At 72.7% G+C, this 12,986-nt stretch carries 13 protein-coding genes; 7 read left to right on the forward strand and 6 right to left on the reverse strand.

Annotation, left to right across the window (positions count from 1 at the left end; all coding sequences use genetic code 11):
• The first annotated feature begins 11 nt into the window (after positions 1-11).
• Entirely contained in the window at positions 12-1,496 is a 1,485-nt protein-coding gene (locus tag AC1DDU_RS12875; RefSeq protein ID WP_477434696.1) for a sensor histidine kinase, read from the forward strand.
• A gap of 116 nt (positions 1,497-1,612) precedes the next feature.
• Here AC1DDU_RS12875 and AC1DDU_RS12880 read toward each other — a convergent pair whose 3' ends face one another.
• Positions 1,613-1,861 (reverse strand): WhiB family transcriptional regulator, encoded by a 249-nt coding sequence (locus AC1DDU_RS12880; protein WP_018171995.1) that lies wholly within the window; start codon positions 1,859-1,861, stop codon positions 1,613-1,615.
• Between the two features lie 245 nt (positions 1,862-2,106).
• Here AC1DDU_RS12880 and AC1DDU_RS12885 point away from each other — a divergent pair, with 245 nt between their 5' ends.
• Positions 2,107-2,541, forward strand: coding sequence for a histidine kinase (locus AC1DDU_RS12885; protein ID WP_477434698.1), 435 nt, complete (start codon positions 2,107-2,109; stop codon positions 2,539-2,541).
• Between the two features lie 71 nt (positions 2,542-2,612).
• Here the strand turns inward: AC1DDU_RS12885 and bcp are convergent, their stop codons facing one another.
• From bcp to aroA, 3 genes are read right to left on the reverse strand one after another with little or no spacing between them, the layout of a single operon-like run.
• Entirely contained in the window at positions 2,613-3,083 is a 471-nt protein-coding gene (gene bcp, locus AC1DDU_RS12890) for a thioredoxin-dependent thiol peroxidase (RefSeq protein WP_477434700.1), read from the reverse strand.
• A 46-nt stretch (positions 3,084-3,129) separates the two neighbouring features.
• Positions 3,130-4,188: a ribosome small subunit-dependent GTPase A gene (rsgA, locus tag AC1DDU_RS12895; RefSeq protein WP_477434702.1), complete on the reverse strand. Its 1,059-nt coding sequence runs from the start codon at positions 4,186-4,188 to the stop codon at positions 3,130-3,132.
• A gap of 60 nt (positions 4,189-4,248) precedes the next feature.
• A complete protein-coding gene (gene aroA / locus AC1DDU_RS12900) occupies positions 4,249-5,622 on the reverse strand; it encodes a 3-phosphoshikimate 1-carboxyvinyltransferase (protein ID WP_477434704.1) in 1,374 nt (457 codons plus the stop codon).
• Between the two features lie 111 nt (positions 5,623-5,733).
• Between aroA and AC1DDU_RS12905 the strand changes: the two genes are divergently transcribed.
• Together AC1DDU_RS12905 and AC1DDU_RS12910 are read left to right on the forward strand one after the other, a co-directional pair.
• Positions 5,734-6,399 (forward strand): sigma-70 family RNA polymerase sigma factor, encoded by a 666-nt coding sequence (locus AC1DDU_RS12905; RefSeq protein WP_477436817.1) that lies wholly within the window; start codon positions 5,734-5,736, stop codon positions 6,397-6,399.
• The gene (locus AC1DDU_RS12910) at positions 6,396-6,641 is read left to right on the forward strand and encodes an alpha-ketoglutarate decarboxylase (protein WP_477434706.1); all 246 of its coding nucleotides are present in this window, start codon (positions 6,396-6,398) and stop codon (positions 6,639-6,641) included. The genes AC1DDU_RS12905 and AC1DDU_RS12910 overlap by 4 nt, the downstream gene beginning before the upstream one ends.
• A gap of 58 nt (positions 6,642-6,699) precedes the next feature.
• Here AC1DDU_RS12910 and AC1DDU_RS12915 read toward each other — a convergent pair whose 3' ends face one another.
• Complete coding sequence (locus tag AC1DDU_RS12915) at positions 6,700-7,605, reverse strand: diacylglycerol kinase (protein ID WP_477434708.1); 906 nt, start codon at positions 7,603-7,605, stop codon at positions 6,700-6,702.
• The gene (locus AC1DDU_RS12920; protein WP_477434710.1) at positions 7,602-9,269 is read right to left on the reverse strand and encodes an FAD-binding oxidoreductase; all 1,668 of its coding nucleotides are present in this window, start codon (positions 9,267-9,269) and stop codon (positions 7,602-7,604) included. Before AC1DDU_RS12920 ends, AC1DDU_RS12915 begins: the two co-directional genes overlap by 4 nt.
• A gap of 34 nt (positions 9,270-9,303) precedes the next feature.
• Between AC1DDU_RS12920 and AC1DDU_RS12925 the strand changes: the two genes are divergently transcribed.
• From AC1DDU_RS12925 to AC1DDU_RS12935, 3 genes are all read left to right on the forward strand, one after another.
• A complete protein-coding gene (locus AC1DDU_RS12925; RefSeq protein WP_477434712.1) occupies positions 9,304-9,885 on the forward strand; it encodes a TetR/AcrR family transcriptional regulator in 582 nt (193 codons plus the stop codon).
• Between the two features lie 55 nt (positions 9,886-9,940).
• The gene (locus AC1DDU_RS12930) at positions 9,941-11,500 is read left to right on the forward strand and encodes a glycerol-3-phosphate dehydrogenase/oxidase (protein WP_477434713.1); all 1,560 of its coding nucleotides are present in this window, start codon (positions 9,941-9,943) and stop codon (positions 11,498-11,500) included.
• A gap of 83 nt (positions 11,501-11,583) precedes the next feature.
• Complete coding sequence (locus AC1DDU_RS12935) at positions 11,584-12,978, forward strand: APC family permease (RefSeq protein WP_477434715.1); 1,395 nt, start codon at positions 11,584-11,586, stop codon at positions 12,976-12,978.
• The last annotated feature ends 8 nt before the right edge of the window (positions 12,979-12,986 follow it).

Below are 12,986 nucleotides of genomic sequence, written 5' to 3' on the forward strand. Positions count from 1 at the left end.
AGGCTAGGTCCGTGTCGACCCTCAGCGATCTCGTCTACGCCCAGGGCCGCTCCAGCGCAGAAGACGTGGAGTGGTTGCATCGTCTCGCAGGGGACGGCCAGCTCCTCGCCGATCTCGCGTTCGCCGACATCGTGCTGTGGGTGCCGACCTCGGACGACTCGTTCGTCGCGGTCGCGCACACGCGACCGGGCGGTGCGGCGACGCTGTTCTACCGCGACATCGTGGGCGACCGCGTGCGGCCGCAGTGGCGCACCCAGGTGCGCGAGGCGTTCCAGACCGGTCGCATCGTCGACTCCGCCTCGCCGGACTGGTTCGAGGAGACCCCGACCCGCGTGCGGGCGGTCCCGGTGGCGCGCGTGCAGGGCGGCGAGCTCTCGGTGATCGGCGTGGTGACGCGTCACACCAACCTGGGCGAGGCGCGCACACCGTCGCGGCAGCAGATCACGTTCAACGACTGCGCCGACGACATCTTCGGGATGGTCGCGTCGGGTGACTTCCCCGACCTGTCGGCCCCCACGTCGCCACGCCGCGGCGCGCCGCGGGCGTCCGACGGACTGATCCGGCTCGACGTCGACGGCGTCACGACGTTCGCGAGCCCCAACGCGCTGTCGGCGTTCAACCGCCTGGGCTTCGACGACGAGCTCGAGGGGGAGTCGCTGGTCGAGGTCGTCACCCAGATCCTCCCCGCCAAGCGTCAGTTCGACGAGTCGCTCCCCGTGGTCGTCACGGGCCGGGCGCCGTGGCGCACCGACCTCGAGGCGCGCGGGGTGACCGTGTCGCTGCGCACCATCCCGCTGCGCGACCACGGCACGCGCATCGGCGCGATCGTGCTGTGCCGCGACGTCACCGAGATCCGCCACCAGGAGCAGGAGCTCATCACCAAGGACGCGACGATCCGCGAGATCCACCACCGCGTCAAGAACAACCTGCAGACGGTCGCCTCGCTGCTGCGCATCCAGGCGCGGCGCTCCCACTCCGAGGAGGCGCGCGACGCGCTCACGCAGGCGATGCGGCGCGTGTCGGCGATCGCCGTGGTCCACGACACGCTGTCGGAGGGCCTGGCGCAGAACGTCGACTTCGACGAGGTGTTCGCGCGGGTGCTGAAGCTCGTCGCCGAGGTGGCTGCGGCGCCCAACACGCGCGCCAAGACGCACTCGACCGGGCGGTTCGGCACGCTGCCGAGCGAGTACGCCACGCCGCTGGCGCTCGCCCTCACCGAGCTGGTCACCAACGCCGTCGAGCATGGCCTGGCGGGCCAGGAGGGCGACGTGGAGATCATCGCCGAGCGCAGCGACGAGCGCCTCGAGGTGCGGGTGCGCGACACCGGCTCGGGCCTTCCCGAGGGTCAGGTCGGTCGGGGCCTCGGCACGCAGATCGTGCGGACCCTCATCCAGGGCGAGCTCGGCGGCACCATCGACTGGCACACCATCATGGGCAGCGGCACGGAGGTCACGATCGACATCCCGCTGCGCTACATCGAGCGGGCCAAGAACTGACGAGGCGGGATGCCGCGGGCCGCGGCATCCCTCCGTCCGCGGTCACCTGTGCACGGGTCAGCCGCACACGCGACGACACCCGGGCGCCGAAGCGCCCGGGTGTCGTCGTGAAGATGTCAGGAGGCGCGGCGCGCGCGAGCGGCGCGGCGCTTGAGGGCGCGGCGTTCGTCCTCGGAGAGACCGCCCCACACGCCCGAGTCCTGACCGGTCTCGAGGGCGTACTGCAGGCAGATCTCGGTGACGGTGCAGCGTGCGCACACCGACTTGGCCTTCTCGATCTGATCGACGGCCGGTCCGGTGTTCCCCACGGGGAAGAACAGTTCGGGGTCGACGGTCAGGCAGGCGGCCTTGTCGCGCCAGTCCATGGTGGTGCTCCTTGTTACAGAGGGTGGGGAAGGGCGGCCCGGTTCGGGTCCGGTACCCTGTGGGATATACGAGTTCTCTCGTCCCACGTCAGTGTGGGAGCACACGGCTTCACCAATCGTCCCATAGCGGTTTACCTGAATCAAGGGTTGATCGGCGCGTTCATGCGGTACTTGCTGAATGTTCCCCGTGCGGCATGGAGGGTTCGCACAAACCGCTGACGGCGGGGAGAGGGAGTCGACGGAGGATGCGGACAAACCTGTCCGGAAGAATCGCCGCGGTGTTCGTGGGGCTCGAGGGTCTCGGCCTGGTGGCGCTGGTGGTGTGGCAGATCGTCGCGATCGTGCGCGGTGACACCGACTCGTTGGAGAGCGCGATCGCGCTCGTCGTGCTGACGCTCGTGGGCGCGGTGGCGGTGCTCGCCTTCGCGGTCGCGATCTGGCGCGGCCAGTCGTGGGGCCGTTCCGGCGGCATCGTGACGCAGCTGCTGATCCTCGCGGTCGCGCTCGGCGCGGCGACGGGGGCGTTCGCGGTGCCCGGCGTCGCCCTCGAGCTGGCGCTCCCTGCGGTGATCGTGCTGGTGCTGCTCGTGCTGGCCGTGCGCGACGCCGGCCGGGCGGCCCGTCGAGCTGCCGAAGACGCCGCGGGCGACGACGGCGGGCGAGGCGCGGCATCCCGCTGACCTCGCCGTGACGCATGCCTCCGGCGGCACGCGACTCCGCCGCGCCGTCTTGGAGCGCAGCGGGACGGCCGCTAGAGGCCGAGCAGCGTCCGCACGCGCGCGACGTGGCCGGTCGCACGCACGTTGTACAGCGCGTGCTCGATGCGGCCCTTCTCGTCGATGACGAACGTGGAGCGGATGACCCCCATGAACGTCTTGCCGTAGTTGACCTTCTCGCCCCACACGGCGTACTTCTCGTGCACCTTGTGGTCGGGGTCGCTCAGCAGGTCGTAGGTGAGGCCGTCGCGCTCGCGGAAGCGGCGCAGCTTCTCGGGCAGGTCGCGGGAGATGCCGAGGATCGTGTAGCCGGCGGCCTGCAGGGGCGCGAGGCTGTCGCGGAAATCGCACGCCTCCTTGGTGCACCCCGGCGTCATCGCCTCGGGGTAGAAGAAGAGGATCACGCGCCCGCCGCGCAGGTCCTTCAGCGACACGGCCTTCTCGTCCTGATCGATCAGGGTGAAGGCGGGGGCGAGGGATCCGGGTTCGAGGCGCGTCGTGGTCACCGTTCCACTCTAGGCGGCGACGTCGCGAGGAGCCGGGTCCCGACGGCTAGGCGCCGGAGTCGTGGGCCTTCTTCGCGAAGGTCTCCAGCAGCCGCTGCAGGGAGTCCAGCCGTGCGGGTCCGCCGGGGCCGAGCCGGCCGGCCTCGACCGCCTCGACGATGGCGCAGTCGGGGGCATCCGGCAGGTGGGTGCAGCCGCGCGGGCACTCCTCGGCGATCTCGGCGAGGTCGGTGAAGGCGCGCAGGATGTTCGCGGGGTCGACATGGCCGAGCCCGAACGACCGGACGCCCGGGGTGTCGATGACCCAGCCGTTGCCGCCCGCGCCGCGGTAGCGCAGCGACACGGTGGAACTGGAGGTGTGGCGTCCGCGTCCTGTGACGACGTTCACGTGGCCGGTCGCGCGGTGGGCGTCGGGCACGAGCGCGTTGACGAGCGTGGACTTGCCGACGCCGGAGTGGCCCACGAACACCGTCGAGTGGCCGATCAGCGCGGCGCCGATCCGCTCCAGCGGCATGTCTTCGCGTCCGCTCGTGAAGACCTCGAGGTCGAGGCCGTCGAAGTGCGCGAGGAACTCCGCAGGGTCGGCGAGGTCGGTCTTGGTCACCACCAGGAGGGGACGGATGCCGGCATCCAGCGCCGCGACCAGATACCGGTCGACGAGCCGGGGCCGCGGCTCGGGATCGGCCGCCGCGACGACCACCAGCATCTGGTCGGCGTTGGCGACGACGACGCGCTCGACCTGGTCGGTGTCGTCGGCGCTGCGGCGCAGCAGCGACGTGCGCTCCTCGATGCCCACGATGCGTGACAGCGTGCCGTCACCGCCGGAGGTGTCGCCGACGATGCGGGCGCGGTCGCCGGTGACGATCGGCGTCTTGCGCAGCTCGCGGGCACGAACGGCGAGCACCGTGCGTTCGCCGGGGAGGTCCTCGTCCACGAGGACCGTGTAGCGGCCGCGGTCGACGCCGAGCACCCGGGCGATCTCGGCGTCGCTGTGCGCAGGGCGTCGCTTGGTGCGCGGCCGGTTCGCCTTCGGATTCGGCCGCATCCGTATGTCGGCCTCGTCGAACTCGAGTTCGTCGTCGTCGAAGTCCTCGAGCCAGCTCATGCCGTGGTCCGCTTCACCGTGTTCGTGCCGAGGCGCGTCGCGAAGGATGCCGTGCATCCATCACGAGGCGCGCATCGTCTCCTCGGAGACGCCGTCGGCGGCGTGGTCGCCGTCGAGCATGCGCTGCCAGATCTGCGGGAACTCGGGCATCGTCTTGGCGGTGGTGCCGATGTCGTCCACCTTGACCCCCGGCACGGCCAGTCCGATGAGGGCGCCGGTGGTGGCCATACGGTGGTCGTGGTGCGCGTGCCAGGTGTCGCCGTGGAGCGGGCGGGGCACGATGCGGATGCCGTCGGCCAGCTCTTCGGCCTCACCGCCGAGCGCCCGCAGCTCGGAGACGAGCGCCGCGATGCGGTCGGTCTCGTGCCCGCGGATGTGGCCGATGCCGTGCAGGGTCGACGGCGACTCGGCGAAGGCGGCCAGCGCGAAGATCGTCGGAGTGAGCTCGCCCGCCGCCGAGAGGTCGAGATCGACCCCTTGGATGCCGGCTCCCGCCGTCACCGTGAGCGCGCCGCCGCGCCGCGACACGCGCGCGCCCATGAGGGACAGGATGTCGGTCAGCATCGCACCGGGCTGCGTCGAATGGGCCGGCCAGCCGGTCACCGACACCGAGCCGCCGGCGACCATCGCCGCCGCCAAGAAGGGCGCCGCGTTGGACAGGTCGGGCTCGATCGCGACGTCCTTGCCGCGGATCGCGCCCGCAGGCACGATCCACTCGCCCACACCGGGACGCTCGACGTGCACGCCGCGGTGGGCGAGCGCCTCGACCGTCATGTCGATGTGGGGGATGCTGGGCAGTCGCTCGCCGGCGTGCACGAGGTGCAGCCCGACGTCGAACCGCGGGGCCGCCAGCAGCAGTCCCGACACGAACTGGCTCGACGCGCTGGCATCGATCGTCACCTCGCCGCCCCGCACGTGACCGTGCCCGCGGACGATGAAGGGGAGCGCCCAGTGGCCGCCGTCGTCGATGTCGACACCGACATCGCGCAGGGCGGTGATCATGGCGCCCATCGGCCGGTGCAGCGCGCTCTCGTGCGCCGTGAGCGTGACGTCGCCGCGCGCGAACCCGCCCAGTCCCGCGACGAAGCGCATGACGGTGCCCGCCTGGCCGCAGTCGACCTGGGTGTCGCCGCGCAGCGGCCAGATGGGGGTGACCTCGATGTCGTCGCCGTAGCGGCCCGTGCCTTCGACGAACTCGATGCCGATGCCGAGCGAGCGCAGCGCATCGATCATGCGGGCCGAGTCGTCGGAATGCAGCGGGGCGATCAGCCGGCTCGGGGCCTCGGCGAGAGACGCGAGAACGAGCTCCCGATTGGTGAGCGATTTGGAGCCCGGAACGGTCACCGTCGCGTGCAGCGCGCCGTCCGCGACGGGCGCGTGCCAAGGGCCGCGCCCTCGCGGCGCGGAAGTGGGGGAATACCCGTCGACTGTCATCGGGTTCTACCCTACTGAACCCGGTCGACAGCGGCCGGAAACACCCCCAGAGAGCGGAGCCGGATGTTCGCCACCCTCGATCGCCTGGATGTCGAGGCCGCCATGCGCCCGATGTCCGTCACCGCCGTCACAGGCGGCGCCGAAACGGCCGCCGTAGACTGGCGCGTGATGAGCGACCCGATCGACACGACGGACCAGGCGCAGGATCCGCGCGCGCAGTTCGAAGAGCAGGCGCTGCCCTTCATGGACCAGCTGTACGCCGCGGCCATGCGCATGACCCGCAATCCCGCGGACGCCGCGGACCTCGTGCAGGAGACCTTCGTCAAGGCGTTCGCCTCGTGGAAGACCTTCACGCAGGGCACGAACCTCAAGGCGTGGCTGTACCGGATCCTGACGAACACCTACATCAACACGTACCGCAAGAAGCAGCGCGAGCCCTATCAGGGCACGATCGACGACCTCGAGGACTGGCAGCTCGGCGGCGCCGAGTCGACCACCGCGACGAGCACCCGCTCGGCCGAGGCCGAGGCCATCGACCACATGCCCGCTTCGGTCGTGAAGGACGCGCTGCAGTCCATTCCGGAGGACTTCCGGCTGGCGGTGTACCTCGCAGACGTCGAGGGCTTCGCCTACCAGGAGATCGCCGACATCATGAAGACCCCCATCGGCACGGTCATGAGCCGTCTGCACCGTGGCAGGCGGATGCTGCGTGAACTGCTGGCCGACTACGCGAAAGAGCGCGGCATCGCCACCGCCGCCACGAGGAGCACGAAATGACCGACTGCGGCTGTGACAAGGCGCGGCGCGACCTGGAGGAGTACCTGCGCAACGAGGTCTGCAAGACCGAGCACTCCGACATCGCCGAGCACCTGGAGCATTGCGCCGGATGCCGCGACGAGGCGCTCGTCGCACGCACCCTCACCGAGGTGCTCGCCCGGGCCTGCAAGGAGAGCGCGCCCGAAGAGCTGCGCGATCAGGTGATGGCGAAGCTGCGCGCGGTCCAGGCGGCCGCGCACTGACGCAGGTGACGGTGGTCTCTCACGCCGTCGCTCCTGCTCCGAGGAGAAGCGCCCGGGCTCAGCCTGACGGGGTGAACACCTCGAGTGCGCCCGGCACGACATCGACCGTGAGCGGCAGCGCCCCGATCGGGTCGCCGTCCGCGTAGGCGGTGACCCCGGGGGCCGACAGCCGCACGGAGCGCACGCGCCGCATCGACACCTCCGGCACGGTGGCGTGGGTGCCCTTGTAGACCCGCGGCAGCAGCCGCAGCAGGCGCAGTCGTCCGGCCGGTCGCACCAGCACGGCATCCAGCAGCCCGTCGGCGGGATCGGCGTCGGGACAGATCGGGATGCCGCCGCCGTACGTGCGGCCGTTGCCCACGGTCGCCATCACGAGGTCGCCGCGGAACTCTTCGCGGGTGCCGTCGGCGAGCTCCAGCTCCACCTCGTACGGGATCCCGGTGAGGGTGAGGAACTCGACGAGGATCGCGATGTTGTAGCGCGAGCCGCCTCGCGGCCAGCGCATCGCGTTGGCGCGGTCGTTGACCTTTGAGTCGAACCCGCTCGCGAGCACCGACCCGAAGAGGGCGGTGGATCCGTCGCCGCGGGTCACACGGGCCAGGTCGACGCTCCGGGTGACGCCGCCGGCGATGGCGTCGGCGGCCGCGGTGACGTCCAGCTCCCGCAGTCCCAGCGTCGCGGCGAAGTCGTTGCCGGTGCCCGCGGGGACGATGCCGAGCGGGATGCCGGTGCCGGCGACCTCCTGGATTGCGAGGTTGACGGTGCCGTCGCCGCCGGCCACGGCCACGGCGTCCACGCCCACCTCGATCGCGGTGCGCAGCAGAGCCGAGGACTCCTCGGCGCTGCCGCCGCTGACCACGATCGTCTGCACGCCGTGGCTTCGCAGCCGCTCGGCCGCGTTCATCGCGGCCCCCGTGTGCGCCCCGGCGCGCGCAGCCGGGTTGACGAGCAGCGCGACCCTCATGCCCGGTCGGCCGCGTCTGCGGGCGCCACGAGGGCACCGGGGTTCATGATCCCGTTCGGGTCGAGGGTCGCTTTCACGGCGTGCAGCACGGCGACGCCGAGCGGCCCGATCTCGGTCTCGAGGTAGGGGCGGTGGTCGCGGCCGACGGCATGGTGGTGGGTGATGGTGCCGTGGGCCCGGCCGATCGCGCGGGAGGCGGCATCCTTCGCCCCCGCCCACTGGGCCTGCGGATCGTCGGTGAGGGCGGCGACCACGGTGAAGTAGAGCGAGGCCCCCGCCGGATACACGTGCGAGATGTGGCACATCACGATCGGCTTCGTGCCGCCCGCGGCGAGGTCGGCCGTGAGCGCGTCGGTGACGGCGCGCTTGAGTCCCTCCAGGTTCGACCAGGTGGTGGCGGTCTCGAGGGTCTCGGCGAGGACGCCGACATCCATGAGGGTGTCGCGCAGCGCGGGGGCCGAGAAGCGGCCGCGCTCCCACGAGCGGGCCGGGTCCTCGCCGCGCGACTTCGCGCCGTGCGCGCGGAAGACCGCGTCGAGCGCCTCGCGCGTGGCCTCGGCCTCGGCGGCGGTGGTGCCCTCGAAGGTGGCCACGGCGAGGCATCCGCGCAGCCGCGTGAGATGCCCGCCCATCGCGGCGTTCACCCGCGTCTCGGTCTCGTCGCTGATGCGCAGGACGGTGGGACGGATGCCGCGCTGCGTCGCTTCGCGGAAGGCCGCGGCGCCGGCGGCGAAGTCGGGGAACGTCCACGCCAGGTACGCCGTCGCGGCGGGCACCGGGCGGATCCGCACCGTGACCTCGGTGAGCACGCCGAACGCGCCCTCGGATCCGAGCAGGAGCTCGCGCAGGTCGGGACCCGCGGCGCTGGCGGGGGAGCGGCCCAGGTCGAGATCGCCCGCGGGCGTGGCCGCGCGCAGGGCGTGCACGAGGTCGTCGAAACGGCCGTAGCCGCGCGAGGCCTGGCCGCTGGAGCGCGTCGCGGCGTAGCCGCCGAGCGAGGCGTACATGAAGCTCTGCGGGAAGTGCCCGAGGGTGTACCCGCGGGCGCCGAGCAGCTCCTCGGCCTGCGGGCCCGTCGTGCCGGCGCCGAAGGTCGCCAGCAGCGACACCTCGTCGAGGTCGATGAGCGCGGCGGTGCGGGAGAGGTCGAGTGCGATCACGGCGTTGTGCGCGCCGCGCACCGGGTCGACGCCGCCGACGACCGAGGTGCCGCCGCCGAACGGCACGACCGCGATGCCGCGGTCGTCGCACACGCGCAGGATCGCCGCGACCTCGTCATGGTCGGCAGGGGAGATCACGGCATCGGGGGCCGCTTGCGGGTCGTCCAGGCGGCGGCGCAGCAGGTCGGGCGTGCTCTTCCCCCCGAGGTGGAGCGCGCGCACCGCGTCGTCACGCGTCGCGTTGTCGGCGCCGACGACCGCGGCGAGGGCAGCGAGGTCGGCGTCCTCGACGACGGAGGGGGTGAGGGTGGGGGCGTCGCGGTGCGGAACCGGGTGCGCCTTGCCGGGGATCAGCGTCGCGACGATCGCCTTCGCGGCGGCCGGGAGGCGGGCGGGCTCCGAGCCCCAGGCGTCCCAGCCGCCGCGCGGGCGCGGCGCGGGAACGGCGAGCGGGCGGGGGATCGCAGGAACACTCGTGGCATCGGTGTGCGCCGTCGCAGACATGGCGACAGTATGACACATTCTGTATGGTTGTCACATGGCCGATGGCGCACTCGACACCGAGACGGCGATCCTCGACGCCGCGCTCGCAGAGGTGCTGGCACACGGGATCCGCCGGACGACGGCATCCGACATCGCGCGACGCTGCGGCATCGCGCGGCAGACGCTGTACCGCTACTGGCCCGACGCGCAGGCCGTGTTCGCCGCGCTGGTCACCCGCGAGCTGGTCGCGGCGCTTCCCGCCCAGAGCGGGGAGTGCGCCGACCTCGACGGTCTGGTCGAGCTGCTCGTCGAGACGGCCGACCGCGTGCGTCGGCTGCCGCTGGTGGACCGCCTGCGCGACACCGACCCCGAGCTGTTCGCCCGCTACATCCTCGACCGGCTGGGCACCAGCCAGCTCGCGATCCACGCCGAGACCGCGCGGCGCATCGAGGCCGGCCAGCGCGCGGGCTTCGTGCGCGCCAGCGACCCCGCGCAGCTGGCGGCGATGGTGCTGCTCATCGCCCAGTCCGCCGTGCAGTCGGCGCCGCTGGTGGCCGGGTGGCTTCCGGAGCCCGCGTGGCGTGCGGAACTCGCCCACGCGCTGCGCGGCTACCTGGGCACGGCCGGAGCGGCATGATCCGGCGACCGCGCGGTGCGCGAACGGGACCCACGATCGACAGGAGTCACCACGCATGAGCCCGCGCATCACGGGGCGCACGCCCCACCCCTCGGCGCTGTCGGCCGCCCGGCGAACGCGCGAGCTGGACGCGCTGGCCACCGCCGGTGAGATCGACGTCCTCGTGATCGGAGGCGGCATCACCGGGGTGGGGATCGCGTTGGATGCCGCGGCCCGCGGCCTGCGCACCGTCCTCGTCGAGCGCCACGATCTCGCCCACGGCACCAGCCGCTTCAGCTCGAAGCTGGTGCACGGCGGCCTGAGGTACCTCGCGTCGGGTCAGATCGGCATCGCGCGCGAGAGCGCCCTCGAGCGGCACATCCTGCTGACGCGCACCGCGCCGCACCTGACGCGCGCGCTCGCCCAGGTGGTGCCGCTGCACGACCCCGGGGCGATCGCCCGCGGCGCCTACATCGGGCTCGGCTACGAGCTCGGCGACGGCCTGCGTCGTGCCGTCGGCACTCCGGGGGCCGTGCTGCCGCCGCCCGGCGCGATCGGCCGTGAGGCGACGCTGCGCCTGGCGCCGGCGGTGCGCGCCGACGACCTGCGCGGCGGCGTGCGCGGATGGGACGGGCAGCTCATCGACGATGCGCGCCTGGTCGTCGCGGTGGCCCGCACCGCCGCCGGCTACGGGGCATCCATCCTCACCCGCGTCGAGGCGACCTCCGTCGGCGGCGGTGAGGCCGCGCTGCGCGACGTCGTCACCGGCGCGACGCTGAACGTGCGCGCCCGAGCCGTCGTCAGTGCGACCGGCGTCTGGGCGGGCGAGCTCGACCCGGGCGTGCGGCTGCGCCCGAGCCGCGGCACGCACCTCGTGGTGGCGACCGAGCGCCTGGGCGGGTCGGACGTGTCGCTCACCGTGCCGATCCCGGGCTCGTCGAGCCGCTTCGTGTTCACCCTGCCGGCGCAGCACGGCCGCACCTACATCGGCCTCACCGACGTCCCCGCCGACGGGCCGATCCCCGACGTCGCCCACGCGACCGACGCCGAGATCGACATGCTCCTGGACACCGTGAACACCGTCCTCGCCGATCCGCTGGAACGGTCCGACGTGCTCGCGACGTTCGCGGGCCTGCGGCCGCTGCTGGCGGGCGCAGGCGACGACGACACCAGCGACCTGTCGCGCCGGCACGCCATCATCGAGTCCGCCACGGGCGTCCTCAGCATCGTCGGCGGAAAGCTCACGACGTACCGGCGCATGGCGGAGGACGCGGTGGATGCCGTCATCCGGCGCGATCCGTCGCTGCCGTCGCGTCCGTCGCCGACCCGGACGATCCCGCTCGCCGGCGCGTGGCCGCGTCAGCGGCTGGGCGAGATCGCCGCGGCAGCGCGCCTGGTGCGCCGGTTCGGCGCCGAGGCGCCGTTCGTCGCCTCGCTCCAGGACGGCCCCGCCGCCGCGCGCGGCGTCACCGCGCAGGAGCTCGAGTGGGGTGTGCGCGTCGAGGGCGCCCTGAGCGTCGGCGACCTCCTCGACCGGCGCACGCGGCTGGGCATGGTCGCGTCCGACCGCGAGGAGTCGGCGGATGCCGCCGCCGCGGCGTTCGCCCGCGCCGGCGTCGCGCCGCTGGAGACCTGAGCGTCGCGCGATTGGCAGGATTCCGCCCGTGATGGTCGGGTGACCCGGCCGCGCATGTCGGCTGCCGCCGTCAGACTGGAGCGGTGACTTCGAACCATCCGCGCGGCGGTCTGGGTGTCGTGCAGGGCACGGCGCTGTACATCGCCTCGGTGCTGGGTACCGGACTGCTCGTGCTGCCCGGGCTCGCGGCGGATGTGGCGGGCCCGGCCTCGATCGTCTCGGTGCTCGCGGTCATCGTGCTCGCGGTCCCGCTCGCCGGCACGTTCGCGGCGCTGGCGGCCCGATACCCCGACCCCGGCGGAGTGGCCAGCTATGTGCGGCGCGCGCTCGGCGGCACGGCGGCGCGCGCGACCGGGTACTGGTTCTACTTCGGCGTGGCCGCCGGATTCCCCGTGCTGGCCGTGCTCGGCGGCGAGTACCTGACAGCGATCCTGCACATCGACCGCGCGGCGGTGCCGATCCTCGCGTTCGCGATCCTCATCCCGCCGTTCGCGGTCAACATGCTGGGGGTCCGGGTCGCCGGCTGGGTGCAGTTCGTCCTGACCGGGCTGCTCGTGGCCATCGTCGTCTTCGTCGTCGGCGCCGCCTTCCCGGCCGTCGAGGCGTCGAGCTTCACGCCTTTCCTTCCGCACGGGTGGGTGGGCGTCGGCACCGCGGTGAGCCTGTTCGTATGGGCCTTCGCGGGCTGGGAGGTGGGCACGCACATCTCGGGGGAGTTCCGCGACCCGCGGCGCAGCATCCCGATCGCCACCGCCATCGCGCTCGTCGTCACCGGGCTCGCCTACCTGCTGCTGCAGGTCGTGACCGTCGGCGTCCTGGGGGACGACGCCGGCGCCGGAGCGGTGCCGCTGCTGTCGCTCGCCGAGGCCGTGGCCCCCGGCTTCGGGCCGACCGCCGTCGGCGCGGTCGCCGCGATCGTCGTGCTCGGCGTGATGAACGCCTACCTCGCCGCGTTCGGCAAGCTCGGAGCGTCGCTGGCGGCCTCGGGCGATCTGCCGCGCTTCCTCGCTCCCGGCGCCGAGGCCGGCGGAGTCCCGCGCCGCGCCCTGCTGCTGACATTCGTGATCGCCATGACGTACTGCTCGATCGCGATCGCCACCGGCGGCGACCTTCAGACGTTCATCCTGATCCACACCAGCAACATGGTCTCGATCTACGCGGCAGGCATGATCGCCGCGACCCTCATCCTCCCGAGGTTCACGGCCGGGTGGTTCATGGCCGTCCTCGCGGCCGTCCTCTCGGTGGGGCTGCTGCTGCTCGCGGGGGCGAACCTGCTGCCGGCGGCGGTCCTCGCCCTCGCCGCCGTCCTCGTCACGGTGTGGCGGCGACTGCGTCGTCCGCGCGGTGCTGCGCCCGCCCCCGCCGACGAGGGCAGCGGTGCAGCGAGAGACGCAGATTCCGGGTCCGCCGTCGGGGTGAAGACGACGGCGATCCCGGCCGAGACCCGTTCGGCCCTGGACGCCCCCTCGCAGAGCTGAGGGCGAAC

The organism is Microbacterium sp. 05T445 (assembly GCF_056395865.1).